At 67.2% G+C, this 16,725-nt stretch carries 16 protein-coding genes and 3 tRNA genes; 5 read left to right on the top strand and 14 right to left on the bottom strand.

Features of this window, described 5'->3' with window-relative positions:
- Positions 1-389 (top strand): sulfurtransferase (locus FKP22_RS05520; protein WP_259372425.1); only part of this gene is annotated, 389 nt, incomplete at its 5' end.
- A gap of 120 nt (positions 390-509) precedes the next feature.
- Complete coding sequence (locus FKP22_RS05525) at positions 510-944, top strand: universal stress protein (protein WP_141285971.1); 435 nt, start codon at positions 510-512, stop codon at positions 942-944.
- A gap of 146 nt (positions 945-1,090) precedes the next feature.
- Here the strand turns inward: FKP22_RS05525 and FKP22_RS05530 are convergent, their stop codons facing one another.
- Together FKP22_RS05530 and FKP22_RS05535 are read right to left on the bottom strand one after the other, a co-directional pair.
- Positions 1,091-1,867, bottom strand: coding sequence for a ZIP family metal transporter (locus FKP22_RS05530; protein ID WP_141285973.1), 777 nt, complete (start codon positions 1,865-1,867; stop codon positions 1,091-1,093).
- 80 nt (positions 1,868-1,947) lie between these two features.
- Positions 1,948-2,835, bottom strand: a complete 888-nt coding sequence (locus tag FKP22_RS05535; protein ID WP_141285993.1) for a dienelactone hydrolase family protein — start codon at positions 2,833-2,835, stop codon at positions 1,948-1,950.
- Positions 2,836-3,011: 176 nt separating this feature from the next.
- Between FKP22_RS05535 and FKP22_RS05540 the strand changes: the two genes are divergently transcribed.
- Positions 3,012-4,547, top strand: coding sequence for a Ppx/GppA phosphatase family protein (locus FKP22_RS05540; RefSeq protein WP_141285975.1), 1,536 nt, complete (start codon positions 3,012-3,014; stop codon positions 4,545-4,547).
- Between the two features lie 23 nt (positions 4,548-4,570).
- Here FKP22_RS05540 and FKP22_RS05545 read toward each other — a convergent pair whose 3' ends face one another.
- The 10 genes from FKP22_RS05545 to tolB all read right to left on the bottom strand — a co-directional run bounded on the left by FKP22_RS05545 (position 4,571) and on the right by tolB (position 12,066).
- Positions 4,571-4,933, bottom strand: coding sequence for an arsenate reductase (locus FKP22_RS05545; RefSeq protein WP_141285977.1), 363 nt, complete (start codon positions 4,931-4,933; stop codon positions 4,571-4,573).
- Between the two features lie 5 nt (positions 4,934-4,938).
- Positions 4,939-6,765: an OPT/YSL family transporter gene (locus tag FKP22_RS05550; protein WP_141285979.1), complete on the bottom strand. Its 1,827-nt coding sequence runs from the start codon at positions 6,763-6,765 to the stop codon at positions 4,939-4,941.
- A gap of 233 nt (positions 6,766-6,998) precedes the next feature.
- Positions 6,999-7,074 (bottom strand) — tRNA-Lys (locus FKP22_RS05555).
- A gap of 29 nt (positions 7,075-7,103) precedes the next feature.
- A tRNA-Lys gene (locus FKP22_RS05560) sits at positions 7,104-7,179 on the bottom strand.
- A gap of 55 nt (positions 7,180-7,234) precedes the next feature.
- Positions 7,235-7,310, bottom strand: a tRNA-Lys gene (locus FKP22_RS05565).
- A 16-nt stretch (positions 7,311-7,326) separates the two neighbouring features.
- The gene (locus FKP22_RS05570) at positions 7,327-8,154 is read right to left on the bottom strand and encodes a tRNA threonylcarbamoyladenosine dehydratase (RefSeq protein WP_141285981.1); all 828 of its coding nucleotides are present in this window, start codon (positions 8,152-8,154) and stop codon (positions 7,327-7,329) included.
- Complete coding sequence (locus FKP22_RS05575; RefSeq protein ID WP_141285983.1) at positions 8,151-9,266, bottom strand: YeeE/YedE family protein; 1,116 nt, start codon at positions 9,264-9,266, stop codon at positions 8,151-8,153. Before FKP22_RS05575 ends, FKP22_RS05570 begins: the two co-directional genes overlap by 4 nt.
- Before the next feature lie 123 nt (positions 9,267-9,389).
- On the bottom strand, positions 9,390-10,166 hold the full coding sequence (ybgF, locus tag FKP22_RS05580; RefSeq protein WP_211361310.1) for a tol-pal system protein YbgF: 777 nt from the start codon (positions 10,164-10,166) through the stop codon (positions 9,390-9,392).
- A 4-nt stretch (positions 10,167-10,170) separates the two neighbouring features.
- A complete protein-coding gene (gene pal / locus FKP22_RS05585) occupies positions 10,171-10,719 on the bottom strand; it encodes a peptidoglycan-associated lipoprotein Pal (protein WP_375140561.1) in 549 nt (182 codons plus the stop codon).
- A gap of 69 nt (positions 10,720-10,788) precedes the next feature.
- Positions 10,789-12,066: a Tol-Pal system beta propeller repeat protein TolB gene (tolB, locus tag FKP22_RS05590; protein WP_141285985.1), complete on the bottom strand. Its 1,278-nt coding sequence runs from the start codon at positions 12,064-12,066 to the stop codon at positions 10,789-10,791.
- Between the two features lie 130 nt (positions 12,067-12,196).
- Here tolB and msbA point away from each other — a divergent pair, with 130 nt between their 5' ends.
- Both msbA and FKP22_RS05600 read left to right on the top strand, forming a co-directional pair.
- Positions 12,197-13,924: a lipid A export permease/ATP-binding protein MsbA gene (gene msbA, locus FKP22_RS05595; RefSeq protein ID WP_141285988.1), complete on the top strand. Its 1,728-nt coding sequence runs from the start codon at positions 12,197-12,199 to the stop codon at positions 13,922-13,924.
- A gap of 26 nt (positions 13,925-13,950) precedes the next feature.
- Complete coding sequence (locus FKP22_RS05600) at positions 13,951-14,829, top strand: aldo/keto reductase (protein ID WP_141285989.1); 879 nt, start codon at positions 13,951-13,953, stop codon at positions 14,827-14,829.
- 42 nt (positions 14,830-14,871) lie between these two features.
- Here the strand turns inward: FKP22_RS05600 and rng are convergent, their stop codons facing one another.
- Entirely contained in the window at positions 14,872-16,368 is a 1,497-nt protein-coding gene (rng, locus tag FKP22_RS05605) for a ribonuclease G (RefSeq protein WP_141285991.1), read from the bottom strand.
- A 54-nt stretch (positions 16,369-16,422) separates the two neighbouring features.
- On the bottom strand, positions 16,423-16,725 hold a 303-nt coding region (locus tag FKP22_RS05610), incomplete at its 5' end, for a Maf family protein (protein WP_211361311.1).

Genomic DNA, 16,725 nt, shown 5'->3' on the forward strand with positions numbered 1-16,725 from the left:
GCGACACGACGATGCCGACCGTGCAGGCCGACACGCTGCTGCGCCAGCTCGGCCGGGTCACAGTGCTGGACGCGCGGGCCGGCGAACGCTTCCGCGGCGAGACCGAACCGCTGGACGCCGTGGCGGGCCACATCCCTGGTGCACTGAACCGCTTCTTCAAGGACAACCTGGGCTCGGATGGCCGCTTCCTGCCGGCGGCGGCGCTGCGCGCCACCTTCGAAGCCATGGGCCTGAAACCCGGGCAGGTGGTGAACCAGTGCGGCTCCGGCGTCACCGCCTGCCACAACCTGCTGGCGCTGGAACATGCCGGCATGAACGGCTCGGCCCTCTACCCTGGCTCGTGGAGCGAGTGGTCAGCCGACCCGGCCCGGCCTGTCGCCAGGAGTTGAAACAGGCGGCACTCCGTTTGCCCCTGTTGGGCTTGAGGCAGATCAAGCCCTTGCCACGAGGCAGGGCCACACTGTCGGCACCCGACCCACGGGTCGCCAGCTCGCCAGAAGGAGTGCAGCATGTACCAACATATCCTGGTCCCCACAGACGGTTCCGACATCACCGCCCAGGCCGTCCTGGCCGCCACCACGCTGGCCCGCACGCTGGGCGCCAAGCTGACCACCATCAGCGTCAAGGAGCCCTTCCCCTACAGCGCCATCAGCGAAATGCAGCCGGTGCCGCCGCAGGAGTTCTATGACGCGCAGGAGCGCATTGCTGCCGCCCGCGTCAAGGTCGTGACCGACGCCGCAGCCGCCGCTGGCGTGCCCTGCACCGCCTTCACCGTCGAAGCCGTGCACGCCTGGGAAGCCATCGTCGACCTGGCCAAGGACAAGGGCTGCGACCTGATCGTGATGGCCTCCCACGGCCGCCGCGGCGTCAGCGCGCTGCTGCTGGGCAGCGAGACGCAGAAGGTCTTGACGCACTGCAAGATCCCGGTGCTCGTCGTCAAATGAATTGCACCAAGGCCGCCGTTCGCGGGTAGCAGCGTCAGCCACGTGGCTTGTTGCGCCAACAGCGCAGCGGCGCCGGGCCGCCCCAAGCGGCTGCGCCAACCCGCCCGGCGGGTGGTCTTGCGTACTCGCGAGACCGGGTGCCCCATTCAATCGTGCATGAAGCTGATGGCGAATGAGACCAAGAGCAGGCCGGCGCCGATCCAGACAATCTGCGACACCAGGTCGCGCCAGGGCAGGCGCTTTTGCATCTGCGGCAGTAGGTCGGCCACGGCCACGTAGATGAAGCTGCTGGACGCGGCCACCATCAGGTACGGCATCACGCCGATCCACGCGCCCACCACGTAGTAGCCCAGCACGCCACCGACCACGGCCGCGAGGCCGGACAGCGCGTTGTAGAACAGCGCACGCTTGCGGCTCAGCCCGGCGTTGATCAGCACGATGGTGTCGCCGACTTCCTGCGGGATCTCGTGCAGGATGATGGCGATCGAGGTGGTCAGCCCCAGGTGCGGGTCGGCCAGGAAAGCGGCGGCAATGATCACGCCATCGCAGAAGTTGTGGATGCTGTCGCCCAGCAGCACGCTGAAGCCGCCGCGGCCGGCCCGTTCGGCATCGAAATGATGGTGGTGGTGGTGCCCGTCACCTTCGTGGTGATGATCGTGCCGGTACAGCTCGGCCTTCTCCAGCAGGAAGAAGAACAGCAACCCGCCCAGCAGCACCGCGAACAGCGTGTGCGGCTCGGCCTTGCCGCCCTCGAAGGCCTCCGGCATGACGTGCAGCAGCGCGGTGCCCAACAGCACACCGGCCGACAGGCTGACCAGGTGCTTGACCAGCTTGCTCAGCACGGCAAAGGTCAGCGAAGCAGCCACGACCACCGACAGCACGCCGCCGATTAGCGTGGACATCACAATGTAGAACAGCGTCATGGGTCAGACAAAAACAAAGCCGCGCCCGGGAGGGACGCGGCTGGAAGCCGGCAAGGATGCGAAGACTGCTGCGAAAGGACTCAGGCCACGCCGTGGCTGCGGAACCAGGCGCTGCAGCGCTGCCAGCCATCGTCGGCGGCAGACTTCAGGTAGCTGGCCCGGTAGTCCGCATTGAAGGCATGGCCGGCTTCGGGGTAGACCACGAACTCGGACTGTTTCGCCGCAGGGCTGCCACTGGCCAACGCCTTTTTCATCGTATCAACCGTGTCAAGCGTGATGCCGGTGTCCTTGCCGCCGTACAGGCCCAGCACCGGCGCCTTCAGCTCGCCCACCAGGTCCACCGGGTTCTTCGGCGACAGCGCATTCGGCTCGCCCACCAGTCGGCCATACCAGGCCACGCCCGCCTTCACCGCCGGGTTGTGCGCGGCGTACAGCCAGGTGATGCGGCCGCCCCAGCAAAAGCCGGTGATGCCCAGCTTGCTGGTGTCCATGCCCTGCGCCTTGGCCCAGGCGACGGTGGCGTCCAGGTCGCCCATGACCTGCGCGTCCGGCACCTTGGCGACGACCTCGCTGATCAGCTTGGCGATCTCGCCGTAGCTGCCCGGGTCACCCTGGCGCACGAACAGCTCGGGCGCAATCGCGCAGTAGCCCAGCTTCGCAAAGCGCCGCGCAACGTCGGCAATGTGCTCATGCACGCCGAAGATCTCGCTGATCACCAGGATCACCGGGGCGTTGGTCTTGCCCTGCGGCACCGCGCGGTAGGCCGGCATCTTGAAGTCGCCGACCGGGATCGTCACCTCACCGACCAGCAGGCCGTCGCTCGAGGTCTTGATCACCGTCTGCGCCATGATGGGCATGGCTGCGGCGGCAAAGCCTGTTCCCAACGCGGCGCGCACGAACTCGCGGCGCGAAGGCGGCGCGGCCGGCGGCAGCAAGGCCTGGGCATCGTCCGCCAATTGATTCACCATGGCATCCGGCGCGGTGTCCGGCAATGACGTGTGCTTCATGAGCGGCCTCCTCTCGCTGTGATCAGGATATGAGATTCTAAAAGCCAGGCCCATCTCCCGCGTCCCGCCCGGTCATCGTCCAGACGCAGTGCCTGCTTCACCAAGCCGCCAGCCACCACGGGGCACAATGCCGCCCCATGCCTCTCGCCGCGTCTTTTGCCCAACCGCCCGCCTCGGGCCCGCTCGCGTCCATCGACATGGGCTCCAACAGCTTCCGCCTGGAGATCGGGCAATTGCGCGATGGCCGTTACCGCCGGCTGCAATACCTGAAGGAAACCGTGCGCCTGGGCGCCGGCCTGGATGCGCAGGGCCTGCTGACCGAAGAAGCCAGCGAACGTGGCCTGGCCTGCCTGCGCCGCTTCGCCGGCACCCTCTCCGGCATGCGGCCAGGCCAGGTGCGCGCGGTCGCCACGCAAACCCTGCGCGAAGCCCGCAACCGCGACGCCTTCCTGCGCCGCGCCCAGGAAGCGCTGGGCTTTCCGATCGAAGTCATCTCGGGCCGCGAAGAAGCACGGCTGATCTATGCCGGCGTGGCCAAGCTGCAGCCTTCGCATGCCGAGCGGCTGGTGATCGACATTGGTGGCCGCTCGACCGAGATGATCCTCGGCTGCGGCCGCACACCCAGCCGCGCGGAGTCGTTCCAGGTGGGCAGCGTCAGCCTGTCGATGCGCTATTTCGCCGACGGCCGCTTCAGCGCCGAGGCCTTCCGTGCCGCGCAGATCGCGGCTGGTGCCGAGTTCGAAGAGGCACTGCAGCCGTTTGCCCGTTCGCTGTGGAAAGAGGCGCTGGGCTCTTCGGGCACCGCGGGCGCGGTTTCGGAAGTGCTGCGGGACTGCGGCGTGACCGATGGCCGCATCACGCCCGACGGCCTGCGCTGGCTGATGCAGCGCTGCATCGAAGCCGGCAGCGCCGACAAGCTGAACCTGCCAGGCATGAAGGCGGACCGCAAGCCGGTGATCGGCGGTGGGCTGGCCATCCTCTACACGCTGGCCATGCATTTCCAGATTGACGCGCTGCTGCCCGCCAAGGGCGCGCTGCGCCAGGGCGTGATCGTCGACCTGCACGACCGTTTGCTGGCGCACGAACGCGCCCCGGGCGGGGACGCCCACGCCGACAGCGTGCGCGTGCTGCAAAAGCGTTTTGAAGTCGACACCGCGCAGGCCGCCCGCGTCACCGACGTGGCCACCGAGCTGTACTCGCAACTGGCGGCGCAGCCCGACGAACAGGCCCTGACCGCCTTGCGCCGTGCGGCCCAACTGCACGAGCTGGGCCGCATGGTCTCGCACCATGACCACCACCGCCACAGCGCCTACCTGCTGGCGCATGTGGACGCGCCAGGCTGGTCGCAAAGCGAGCAACGCCAGCTGGCCGAGCTGGTGCTGGGCCAGCGCGGCGGGCTGAAGAAGGTGGACGAGCTGATCCGCCGCGGCGATGCAGTGCTGCAACTGCTGAGCCTGCGGCTGGCGGTGATCCTGTGCCACGCCCGCGGCGGCGACGAACCGACGCCGCAATCGCTGCAGTTGCAACGCAAGGCCGACAAGGTCACGCTGCAGACCGGTGCCGAGTGGGCCAACCTGCATCCGCGCACGCTGCACCTGCTGCGTGAAGAGGCGCAGGCCTGGTCAGACCCGACGCTGCCGATCAGCCTGGTGATCGGCGCGGCCAAGCGATAACGCAGCGCCAGGGCTGCAGCGCTTCAGCCGAGGGCGGCTGAAGCCAGCGGTGCCCAGTCGGCCGGCACAAAACCGACCGTGATGCGGCCATTCGGCCACTCGACCACCGGGCGCTTCACGACGCTGGGCTCGGCCAGCATCAGCGCCTGCGCGCTGGCCGCATCCACCACCGCGGCCTGCACTTCGGGCGCCAGCTTGCGCCAGGTCGTGCCCTGGCGGTTCACCAGCGGCTGCCAGCCAACAGCAGCCTGCCAGGCCGGCACACGTTCGGCCAGCACGCCCTGCTTCTTGAAGTCGTGGAACTCGACCGCCACGCCCTGCTCGGCCAGCCAGGCGCGGGCGCGCTTGACCGTGTCGCAGTTCGGAATGCCATAGAGCTTGGTCATCGGGTTCAACCCGCCAATGTGGCCAGCAGGCCGATCACGCCCAGGCCCAGCGCGGCGAGTGCGTCACCGGCAATGAGGCCGCCGCCGAACAGCGACGAAGAGCTCATGTCCTCCGGCAGCTCGGTTTCGCCCGGCTTGGGCTTTGGCTTGGGCAGCGAATTCAGGAAGCTGGAGATCACGCCGCCAATGGCGAACCAGGCGGAGGTGTTCAGGTTCACGAAGCCACCGAAGGACCACGCATAGGGGGAAGGCAGCACCACCGCGTCCAACACGAAGTCAGTGCAGAAGCCTGGCTTGCCGGAAGCAACGAAGCGCTGGTAGCCAGCGTTGCGCTTGATCAGCTTGCGCGCGAGTTCGACCGCAAAGCCGATGCCCACGCCAACCCAGATCGCCGTGCGCTGGTAAGGCTTGTCGTCCGTCAGGCTGCGCAGCACGCCGACGAACTTGTAGGTCATCGCCGCGCTCCATTCGGCCGGCTGCTCGCCGGCCTTCATCACCGTCTGGTCCAGCAGCAGCACCGGGTAGGCGGCCATGAACAGCTTGGCAAAACCCACCGCGACGACCGCGCCGACGAAGATGCCCGCGACCTGGTAGCGGAACTGCAGCGTGCGGCTGGTGCCCAGGCGCGCGCCGGTGGAACGGTCCTGCTGCATGTCGCCGGCCACGCTGACCGAGACCAGCAACACCGTGCCGGCCATCAGGCCGATGGCCGGGTCCTTCAAGCCGATGGCCGCCATCATCACGATGGAGACGACGAAGGCCGACGAGATCGGGTTCGAGTCGCTGATGCCTTGCGAGATGCCGTTGACCATCGCGAACAGGAACACCAGCAGCACCGCGAACACGAGGTAGAAGACCGGCTGGTTCAGCACATAGTGGCCGACACCCACGGTGGCCACGGCCCAGAAGCCAACCCACATGAACATGCGCTTGCTGTCCACGCGCTTCCAGGATTCGACGGTCGCCGTCGGCGCCGCGGTCCTGCCGGTCAGGCGCTGCCAGGCCTGCCAGAAGATCAGGCTCAGGTCGATGATGGCCGCGCCCATGATGGTGCCCAGCGCGATCAGGAACATGATCTTGCGGAACGGGTCGCCTTCGTGCAGCCAGCCGATGGAGACGAAGTACGGCACCAGCGCCCAGCCGATGCCACCGGCGATGATGGCCGGGATGCCGATGCGCGCACCGACCAGCATGCCCGCGCCCAGCGTGGAGGTGGACAGCTCGATGGTGCCCATGAAGGCCACCTTGGCCGCGGCCACGCCGCCAGCCAGGCCGAAGCCGATGCCGCTGCCCAGCTTGGCCACCGAGCGGCGCAGCAGCACCGGGTCGGTCAGCGCACGCAGGATGTTGGCCACCGCGAAACCCGAGGGGTACGGCAGCTGCAGCTTGTCGACCAGAATGGGCGTGTAGAGCATGCCCACGCCTGCGCCCAGCATGCCGATGCACAGCATGTAGAGCATCAACTGCCAGACCGGTGGCTGCGGCATGCCCATCCACACCATGGCCTGGATCAGCACGCCCATCGCGCTCATGCCGGCGACCGAGGCGGCCGCCGTCTGGATGAAGTTGGCACCGTGCTTGCCGTCGGAGCCGTAGCCCAACGTGACCACCGAGCCCAGCAGGCCGGCCAGCACCTGGCCGCCGACGAAAAAGCCGAGCGAGAAATTCATGTAGGAGGCTGTGACGCCACCCAGCGGGCCCAGCACCAGGATGCCCAGTGTCAGCAGCAGTGCGTGATAGCCCCAGCTGCCTTGGCGCGGCAGCCAGTTCCAGCGCTGGCCGGAGGGCACGTCGGCCGGCCCGGCCATGGGAACAGAAGTAGAAGTGGTCATGTCAAGCTAGAAAAGATGGCGGTTCGCATCGATGCCGGTCGACACCTGAAACCCGCAGGGATACGCGGGGCGGCAGCAACATGGCAAACAGCGGATTCTCCCCGGAAAGCACCTACCGGCACCACTGGGAGCAACGCCATGACCACGCCAGAACCGTGCCAGCGGCAAAGGCAAACGGCCAAGAAAAAAGCACCCAGGCTTTTGACCTGGGTGCTTGTTTTCAATCTTAATTTTGGTGGGCCCTGAGTGACTCGAACACTCGACCTACGGATTAAGAGTCCGCTGCTCTACCAACTGAGCTAAGAGCCCTGGGGGTCTGCGACGACAGAAGAAAAACTTGGTGGGCCCTGAGTGACTCGAACACTCGACCTACGGATTAAGAGTCCGCTGCTCTACCAACTGAGCTAAGAGCCCCAAGCAATGCCTGGCTCCCAACAAGTTGGAAAACCAGGCACCTTCTGAAATCATCTGGTGGGTTGTGCGGGATTCGAACCCACGACCAACGGATTAAAAGTCCGCTGCTCTACCGACTGAGCTAACAACCCCCGGCAGAGCCATCTATTATGGCATGCTTTTGACGGCTTGCAACGGTTTTGCACCATCAATCGCATTTTGCGCCGGCGCAGCCAGGCACAAGGCCACCAGCTCCGCCGCCGCCGCCATGCCCACGCTGGCCGTCACCATCACCGACGAGCCATACCCGGCACAGTTCAGGCTGCCATCCACCTCGCAGGCTTCGGCCGCCTCCGGCATCAGCACCGGTTCACGCGAAAACACGCAGCGCAGGCCGATGCGGCCCTGCCGAGGCGCGCCATGCTCGCGCCGCAGCCGGTTGCGCAGCGAGGCCAGCAGCGGGTCATGCGTGACGGCGGACAAGTCCTCCACTTCCAGCCGGTGCGGCTGCCGCTTGCCACCGGCCGCGCCGCTGCAGACCATGGGCACGCGTTGCGCCAGCGCCCAGGCCGCCAGCATCGCCTTGGCCTTGACCTGGTCGCAGGCGTCGATCAGCCCGTCGATGGGGCCTGGCAACAGCGCCGGCCAGTTGCCAGGCTCGGCAAATTCCTCGACCTGGCGCACCCGGCAACCGGGATGGATGTCGGCAATGCGCTCGGCCAGGGCCTGCACCTTGGCCTGGCCCACGGTGGCGCCCACTGCCTGCACCTGCCGGTTGATGTTGGACTCGGCCACCTGGTCCAGGTCGATCAGCACCAACTCGGCCACGCCGCAGCGCGCCAGCGCCTCGGCAGCCCAGGAACCAACGCCGCCCACGCCCACGATGGCCAGCCGCAGCCCGCGCAGCCGTTGGTAGCCCGCGTCGCCATACAGCCGCCGCAGGCCGCCGAAGCGCCGCTCCAGGTCGGCTTCCAGGGGATCGGTGAGCCCGTTCATCCCATGCGCTCCACGCGCCAGCTCTGGTAGTGCAAGGCAGCCCAGGCGCCAGCCACGATGGCGGCAGTCGCCAGCACGCTGCCAACCGACAAGGTGGACAGGCCACTCAGGCCCTGCCCCACGGTGCAGCCCAGCGCCAGGATGCCGCCAGTGCCCATCAGCAGCGCGCCGACGAGGTGGTTGGCCATGTCTTCCACGCCACCGAAGCTTTCCCAGCGGAAAGTGCGCGTCGCGAGCGCGACGGCGGCCGAGCCGACGACCACGCCGATGGGCATCACCACTGCCATCGTCAGCACCTTGCTGGCGTCGCTGTACATCGTCAGCCAGTCCACCACCGCAGCCATCGGGTTCACGAAGCTGAAGGACTCCATGCCACGCGTCGACGAAGCGAGGTAGGTCGGCTCCAGCGTATCGGGGTGTTCGGCAATGAAGCCAAGGTGGCCGGAGACCCACCACATCGCTGCGACCAGCAGGCCGATGCCGGCCCCTGCCAGCACCGCGGACGGCGCGCGCCCTTCGGGCTTCAGCAGCACCCACAGCCACAGCAGCGAACCGACGGCAAGGCCCAGCACCAGACCCAGCGCCTGCCGCGTGGCACCAAAGCTGGGGCCTAGCAGCGCCGGCAGGTCCTGGCCAACCGGCAGCGTGACGGCCAGCTTGTCCAGCGTGTTGACGCGCAGCACACCGGTGATGCCACGCAGCGCGGCGAGCGCGGCGAAGGCCATCACGAAAAACACGACCAGCGACTTCAGGTTGCCGCCGCCAATGCGCACCAGCGTCTTGTTGCCGCAACCCGAAGCCAGCACCATGCCGAAGCCGAACAGCGCGCCGCCGACCAGCGTGGACAGCCACAGCAGCCGCGGCGCGGTGTAGAGCGCTCGCGCAGGGTCGATCAAGCCGAAGCCGGCCAGCAGGCCAAAGCCCATCATCGCGGTGGCAATCGCCATCACCCACATGCGGGCGCGGGTCCAGTCGCCCATGTGGAACACATCGGCCACCGCGCCCATGGTGCAGAAATGGCTGCGCTGCGCCAGCGCACCAAAGGCCACCGACAGGATGAACGTGGCCCACAGCACCTGGTGGGTCAGGGCCGGGATGTCGATTTGCTGCATGGCCGCGATTTTAGGATCCGTGCCAAACCACAACCGAAACCCAGCGACCGCCGCGGATCCGGCTCTGCCGGTCCGCCAGCGGCGCCCCCTCGAGGGGGCGCGCGTCAGCGCGTAGGGGGTGGGCTATTTCAGGGAGACGAGACGCTCCTTGGCAGCCTGAGCTGCTTCGGATTTCGGGAATTGCTTGATCAGGTCTTCCAGCGTGCGCTTGGCGGACTTGTTGTCCTTCATCTCGGCCTGGCAGTTGGCCACGGCCAGCCAGCCTTCTGGCGCGCGCACATGCTCTGGCGCACCAGCCAGGAAGGCCTTGAAGGTGACGATCGCGTCCTTGTACTGGCGCAGGCCGTATTGCGCATTGCCCAGCCAGTAGCGCGCCGAGTCGGTGTAGCCGCTGGACGGGTAGCGCTTCATCAGGCTCTGCAGACCGACAGCCGCCTTGTCGAAGTCACCGTTGCGCAGGCTGGCCATCGCGTCGTCGTAAAGCTTCTTCTCTTCCGGATCGGCGCTGAAGTCCTTGCCGTCGACCGAGACCGGCTGCGGCTCGAACTTCCTCATGCGCTCGTCCACGCCGACCTGGATGTCCTTCTGCTTGCGCTGGACTTCGGACAGGTCGCGCAGCATCTGCTCTTCCTGGCCGCGCATGCGCGCCATCTCGGCGCGCAGCTGCTCGTTCTGGCTGTTCAGGTCCAGCAGGCCTCGCTGCAGTTGCTGGACCTGGTCGGCCAGCTCCTGCAGCCGGGTGCGGAGCATTGTTTCGGTCTGGGCCTGCTTGCTGCGCAGGTCCAGGATGGCCTTGCGGGCCTCGTCGTCGTCAAACACGCCCGCATGGGCCGGCACTGCCGACAGCCACAGGCCGGACAGCGCCAGGGCGGCAGGCAGGAATTTCAGCCAGCGGGTCATGGTTTCAGCGGTCCTTCAGCTCGGCGCGGCGGTTCTTGGCCCAGGCGGCTTCGTCGCTGCCCTGCACGGCCGGACGCTCCTCACCATAGCTGACCGATTCCATCTGCCCGTCGGCCACGCCCAGCAGCGCCAGCGACTTCTGCACCGCCTCGGCGCGCTTCTGGCCCAGCGCCAGGTTGTATTCACGGCCACCGCGCTCATCGGTATGGCCTTCGATGGTCAGCTTGCGTTGCTTGCTGGCATTCAGCATCTTGGCATTGCCTTCCAGCACCGAGCGGAACTCTTCCTTGACGACAAAGCTGTCGAAGTCGAAGTACACGACCTTGCCGACGGCCGAAGCGCCCAGGTCGTTCTTGTTCAGGTCCACCGTGTTGACGCCGCTCTGCGAAGTTTGCGCGGGCGGCTGGCTGTCGACCGCTTTCGGGGTGCGGGTCTCGACCGGCGTGTCGTCCAGCTTCACGCTGGAGGCGCAACCAGCGGCCAGCAGCGTGGTTGCCAGCATGGCGCCCAGGCCGGCGCGTTGAATGGGCGAAAAGGACAGGGACTGGGACATGGAAGACTCCTTGTTGTAAGTGATGCAGCTTGTGGTGCAGCGTTGGCTCGCGAAGACTGGGCTTTGTGCTCAGCGGCCGAAGGGGCCCCAGACCGGTTCGCGAATGTCTTGCCCGCTGGTGAGCAGGCGGGTCCTGATCTTGCCATCCAATGTGGAAGTCATCAGCACTTCCTGGCCACGCGTGCGGGTGGCGTAGATCAGGAAGCGGCCGTTGGGCGAGAAGCTCGGGCTTTCGTCATCGCTGGTGTCGCTGACGGTTGTCAGGTTGCCGCTGGCCAGGTCCATGGTCATGACCTTGAAGGTGCTGCCGCCCTGGCGCTGCACAAAGGCCAGCGTCTTGCCGTCAGGGCTGATGGCCGGGCTGATGTTGTAGCTGCCGTTGAAGGTCACGCGCTCGGCATTGCCGCCATTGACCGGCTGGCGGTAGATCTGCGGCGAGCCGCCGCGGTCGCTGACGAAGTACAGCGCGCTGCCGTCCGGCGTGAAGGCCGGCTCGGTGTCGATGGCGCTGCTCTGCGTCACGCGGCGCGGCGTGCCGCCTTCGCGCGGCATCAGGAAGATCTGCGAACCGCCTTCGCGCGACAGCGTCACTGCCAGCGTCTGGCCGTCCGGCGACCAGGCCGGTGCGCTGTTCGAGCCCCGGAAGTTGGCGACTTGGCGGCGCGCCCCGGTCGAGGTGTCCTGCACATAGACCACCGGCTTGTGCGACTCGAACGAGACGTAGGCCAGTTCCTTGCCGTTGGGCGACCAGGCTGGCGAAATGATGGGCTCGCCGCTGGTGACCGCGACCTGGCCGCCTTCGCCGTCGGCATCGGCCACGCGCAGCGCGTAGCGGCCACCGCCCTTGGTCACGTAGGCGATGCGGGTCGCGAACACGCCTTTCTCGCCGGTGAGCTTCTCGTAGATCGCATCGGCAATGCGGTGAGCCGCCAGCCGCAGGTCGGGGGCAGGCACGGCCAGGCTCTGGCCACCCAGGTCGCTGCCCTTGACCACGTCCCACAGCTTGTAGCGCACGTCGAAGCGGCCGTCGGCCAGCCGGGCGACCGAGCCGGCGACCAGCGCATCCGCGCCGCGGCCACGCAGGTCGTTGAAGGACGGGCTGCCGGTTTCGTCGTGCTGGGCCGCACCGTCAACGAAGCGGAACAGGCCGCTGCGCTCCAGGTCGGCCCGGATCACCGGCGAGATGGGCTGCGAACTGTTCTCCTCGTCGCGGAAGCGCAGCAGCGCAATCGGCAGCTGGGTCGCCCCGATGCCGGCGATCTCGACTCGAAATTGGGCCAGGGCCGGCAAAGCGGCCGTGGTTCCGAGGGCGCCTAGCGCGCCCAAAGCATTACGTCTGTTCCACATGCGTAGAGGGCTCGATTCCAAAAACGCGCAACAAGTTCCATGCCGGCGTCAATTGTGGGCTGCGGCGCATTGTAGGCAGAGCAACAACGATAATCGCTGCCGGGCCCGCTCCAGGTCGCTCTCACAGAACATGACCCCTTCCTTCTTTCAGCGCCTGCGCCGCCTGGCTCCCCACTTCAAGGGTGGCCGCGGGGCCTGGGCCATCTCCATCGTGGCCTCGGTGCTCGTGGCTTCCACAGAACCAATGACCGCTGCCTTGATGAAGCCGCTGATCGACCGCGGCTTCAAGGAAGGCGCACTGCCGCTGTGGCAGGTGCCGGTGGTGGTGATCGGCCTGTTCGTGCTGCGTGGCGTGTCCGGCTTCATCTCGCAGTATTCGCTGGCCTGGGCCGCCAACCGCGGCGTGCTGTCGCTGCGCACCGCCATGTTCGACCACCTGATGAAGGCCGCGCCCGCGCTGTTTGGCAGCCGCAGCGCCAGCAGCCTGACCAACACCCTCGTTCATGAAGTGCAGGCCGGCGCGCAGCAGATGATGAACGGCATGAACACGATGGTGAAGGACTCGCTGACATTGATCGGCCTGTTCGGCTACCTGATGTATTTGAACTGGCAATTGACGCTCCTGGTCTCGGTGCTGCTGCCCGCCGTCGCCTGGGTCATGCGCAGCGTGGGCGCGCGGCTGCGCAAGCTCAGCAAGGCCAGTGCCACCGCCACCGACGAACTCGCCTACGTGGTCGAGGAAAACGTGCTGGCCTGGCGCATCGTGCGCATGCACGGTGCGGCCAGGATCGAGGCCGCGCGCTTCGAGAAGGGCAGCGAGCGCCTGCGCAGCCTGCTGCTGAAGTCGGTCGCGTCCAGCGCCAGCATCACGCCGCTGACACAGGTGCTGGCCTCGGTCGCGATGTCTGGCGTGATCGTGGTGGCGCTGTGGCATGCGCGCTCCAGCGGCGCCTCGGTCGGCAGCTTCGTCTCGTTTGTCACCGCGATGCTGATGCTGATCACGCCGATCAAGCACCTGTCGGACGTGATGGCCCCCATCACCCGTGGCCTGACCGCCCTGGAGCGCGGGCTGGACATGATCGAACACAGCCCGGCCGAGACCGGCGGCAGCTACCAGGTCGAGCGCAGCAGCGGCCACCTGCAGCTGGAAGACGTGAACCTGCGCTACCGGCCAGACCAGCCGCAGGCGCTGGACGCCGTGACGCTGGACATCCGCGCCGGCGAAACGCTGGCACTGGTCGGCCCCTCGGGCGCCGGCAAGTCCACGCTGGTGCACCTGATGCCGCGCTTCGTCGAACCCGACAGCGGCCGAGTGATGCTGGACGGCGTGCCGCTGGTCGAATGGGACGTGGGCTCGCTGCGCCGCCAGTTCGCGCTGGTCAGCCAGGACGTGGTGCTGTTCAACGACACGGTGGCCAACAACGTGGCGCTGGGCGAAGAGACCAACGTGGAGCGCGTGCGCGAAGCGCTGCGCAGCGCCAACCTGCTGGACTTCGTGATGAGCCTGCCACAGGGGCTGGACAGCCCCATCGGCCACAACGGCAGCCAGCTCTCCGGCGGCCAGCGCCAGCGCATGGCGATTGCCCGCGCGATCTACAAGGACGCGCCCATCCTGATCCTGGACGAAGCCACGTCGGCACTGGATGCCGAAAGCGAGCATCTGGTGCAGCAAGCGCTGGACCGGCTGATGCAGGGCCGCACCACGCTGGTCATCGCCCACCGGCTGGCCACCATCGAGCGTGCCGACCGCATCGTCGTGATGGACGGTGGCCGCGTCGTCGAACAAGGCAGCCACCAGCAACTGCTCGCGCAGGGCGGCCTGTACGCGCGGCTGCACGGCATGCAGTTCCGCAGCTGAAAGAACGACCCCCTTCACCGCACTCCATGAACGACCTGAAGCTCTCCCCCATCGTCGCCGGCGCCTGGCGCCTGTCCGAGTGGCAGCTCGACGTGCCGCAGCGCCTGGCCTGGATCGAGGGCTGCATCGCGCGCGGCCTGACGAGCTTCGACCATGCCGACATCTATGGCGGCTACGAGGTCGAGGCATTGTTCGGCGAGGCGCTGGCCGCAGCGCCTGGCTTGCGCGAGCGCATGCAGCTGGTCAGCAAGTGCGGCATCAAGCTGAGCACGCCGAACCGGCCCAGCCACGCGATCAAGTCCTACGACAGCTCGGCCGCGCACGTGCGCGCTTCCGTCGAAGCCTCGCTGAAGGCCTTGCACACAGACAGGCTGGACCTGCTGCTGATCCACCGCCCTGACCTGTTGCTGAACGCCGATGAACTCGCGCGCTGCTTCGAGCAGCTGCGCAGCGAGGGCAAGGTGCTGAACTTCGGTGTGTCCAATTTCACCGCCTCGCAGTTCGCGCTGCTGAACAGCCGCTTCCCACTGCTGACCAACCAGCTCGAATGCTCGCCGCTGCACCTGGACCCGCTGGACGACGGCAGCTTCGACCAGCTGCAACAGCTGCGCCTGCGCCCGATGATCTGGTCCCCGCTGGCCGGCGGCCGCCTGTTCACCGGCACCGACGAACGCTCGCTGGCCGTGCGCGCCGTGCTGGCCGACATGAGGGAACGCCTGGGCGGCGCCAGCGCCACCACGCTGGCCCTGGCCTGGCTGCTGCGCCTGCCCTGCCAACCCATCCCGGTCATCGGCTCACACCGTCTGGAAGCCGCCGACGAAGCCATGGCGGCGACCAAGCTCGAACTCAGCGCCGAAGATTGGTACCGGATCTGGATGGCCGGCGCGGGACGCGAAGTCGCCTGACATCCGACGAGGGCCGCGAGCGCGGCCCTCGTGGACAGCAAGCTACATCAGGACGATGTCGTACTGCTCCGGGTTCATCGTCGGCTCGGCGGACAGCGAGATCGGCTTCTTGATGAAGGCGGAGAGGTCGGCCAGGTGCTGGCTTTCTTCGTCCAGCAGCATCTCGACCACCGAGGCGCTGGCGAGCACGCGGAATTCCTTGGGGTCGAACTGGCGGGCTTCGCGCAGGATCTCGCGCAGGATGTCGTAGCAGACGCTGCGCGCTGTCTTGACCTGGCCGCGGCCGGCGCAGGTAGGGCATGGCTGGCACAGCATGTGGGCCAGCGATTCGCGGGTGCGTTTGCGCGTCATCTCGACCAGGCCCAGCTGCGTGAAGCCGCTGACCGTGGTCTTGGTGCGGTCGCGCCCCAGCTGCTTCCTGAATTCGCTCAGCACCGCGTTCTGGTGCTCCTCGCGCACCATGTCGATGAAGTCGACGATGATGATGCCGCCCAGGTTGCGCAGGCGCAGCTGGCGGGCAATGGCGAGTGCCGCTTCCAGGTTGGTCTTGAAGATGGTGTCGTCGAAATTGCGCGCGCCGACAAAGCCGCCGGTGTTGACGTCGACGGTGGTCAGCGCCTCGGTCTGGTCGATGATCAGGTAGCCGCCGGACTTCAGGTCCACGCGCCGCGCCAGCGCCTTGGCAATCTCTTCCTCGATGCCGAACAGGTCGAAGATCGGCCGCTCGCCGCGGTAGTGCTCCAGCTTGGCGGAAGAGGCCGGTGTGTAGGCCGTGCCAAAGGCTTTCAGCAGGTCGAACTGCTGCTGCGAATCTATGCGGATGGCCTGCGTCTGCTCGGTTGCCAGGTCGCGCAGCACGCGTTCGGCCAGGCCCAGGTCCTGGTGCAGCAGCGAGCCGGCCGGCTGGGACACCGCGCGCTGGCGGATCAGGCCCCAGGTCTTGCGCAGGTAGGCAATGTCGTCGCCCAGCTCGCTGTCGCTGGCTTCCTCGGCATTGGTGCGGAGGATGAAGCCACCGCCACCGCCTTCTTCGGGCTTGCCAACCAGCGCCTGCATGCGCGTGCGCAACTGCTCACGCGCTTCGGGCGAGCCGATCTTCTGAGAGATGCCGATGTGGTTGTCCTGCGGCAGGAAGACCAGCATGCGACCGGCCACGCTGATCTGCGTGGACAGCCGCGCGCCCTTGGTGCCGATGGGGTCCTTGATGACCTGCACCGTGAGCGTCTGGCCTTCGAAGACCTGCTTCTCGATCGGCAGCGGCGGCGCGTTGGTCCCGTCGCCGCGACCGTTGTCGCCCTTGCCGTGGTGCGGGCCGCTGCTGTGCAGGTCGGCCACGTGCAGGAAAGCGGCGCGCTCCAGGCCGATGTCGATGAAGGCGCTCTGCATGCCGGGCAGCACGCGGGCGACCTTGCCAAGGTAGACGTTGCCGACGAGGCCCCGTTCCAGCGAGCGCTCCAGGTGCAGTTCCTGCACCGCGCCGTTTTCGATGATGGCGACCCGGGTCTCTTGTGGGGACCAGTTGATCAGGATGTCGTGCATGCGTGGCGGCCGGTGGCCTGTTGGCCTGACCCTGCGGCTGCCGGCACGGCGTCGTCAGAATCGTACGCGGGCCTGGCGCAGCAGCTGGGTTGTCTCGTAAAGGGGCAAACCCATGATACCGGAGTAGCTCCCGGCGATGCGCGCGATCCAGCCGGCCAGCGAGCTCTGGATGGCATAGGCGCCGGCCTTGCCAAACGGCTCGCCACTGGCCACGTAATGGCTGAGCACTTCGACGGGGATCTCTGCAAAGCGCACGCTGGACAGGCTGAGCGCAAAGCGGCTGCGCCGGCCGTCGTGCACGCCCACGGCGGTCAACACCCGGTGGCTGCGGCCGGACAAGGCCTGCAGCGTGGCCAG

This window comes from Ideonella azotifigens, from assembly GCF_006519715.1.
GTDB lineage: Bacteria > Pseudomonadota > Gammaproteobacteria > Burkholderiales > Burkholderiaceae_C > Ideonella > Ideonella azotifigens.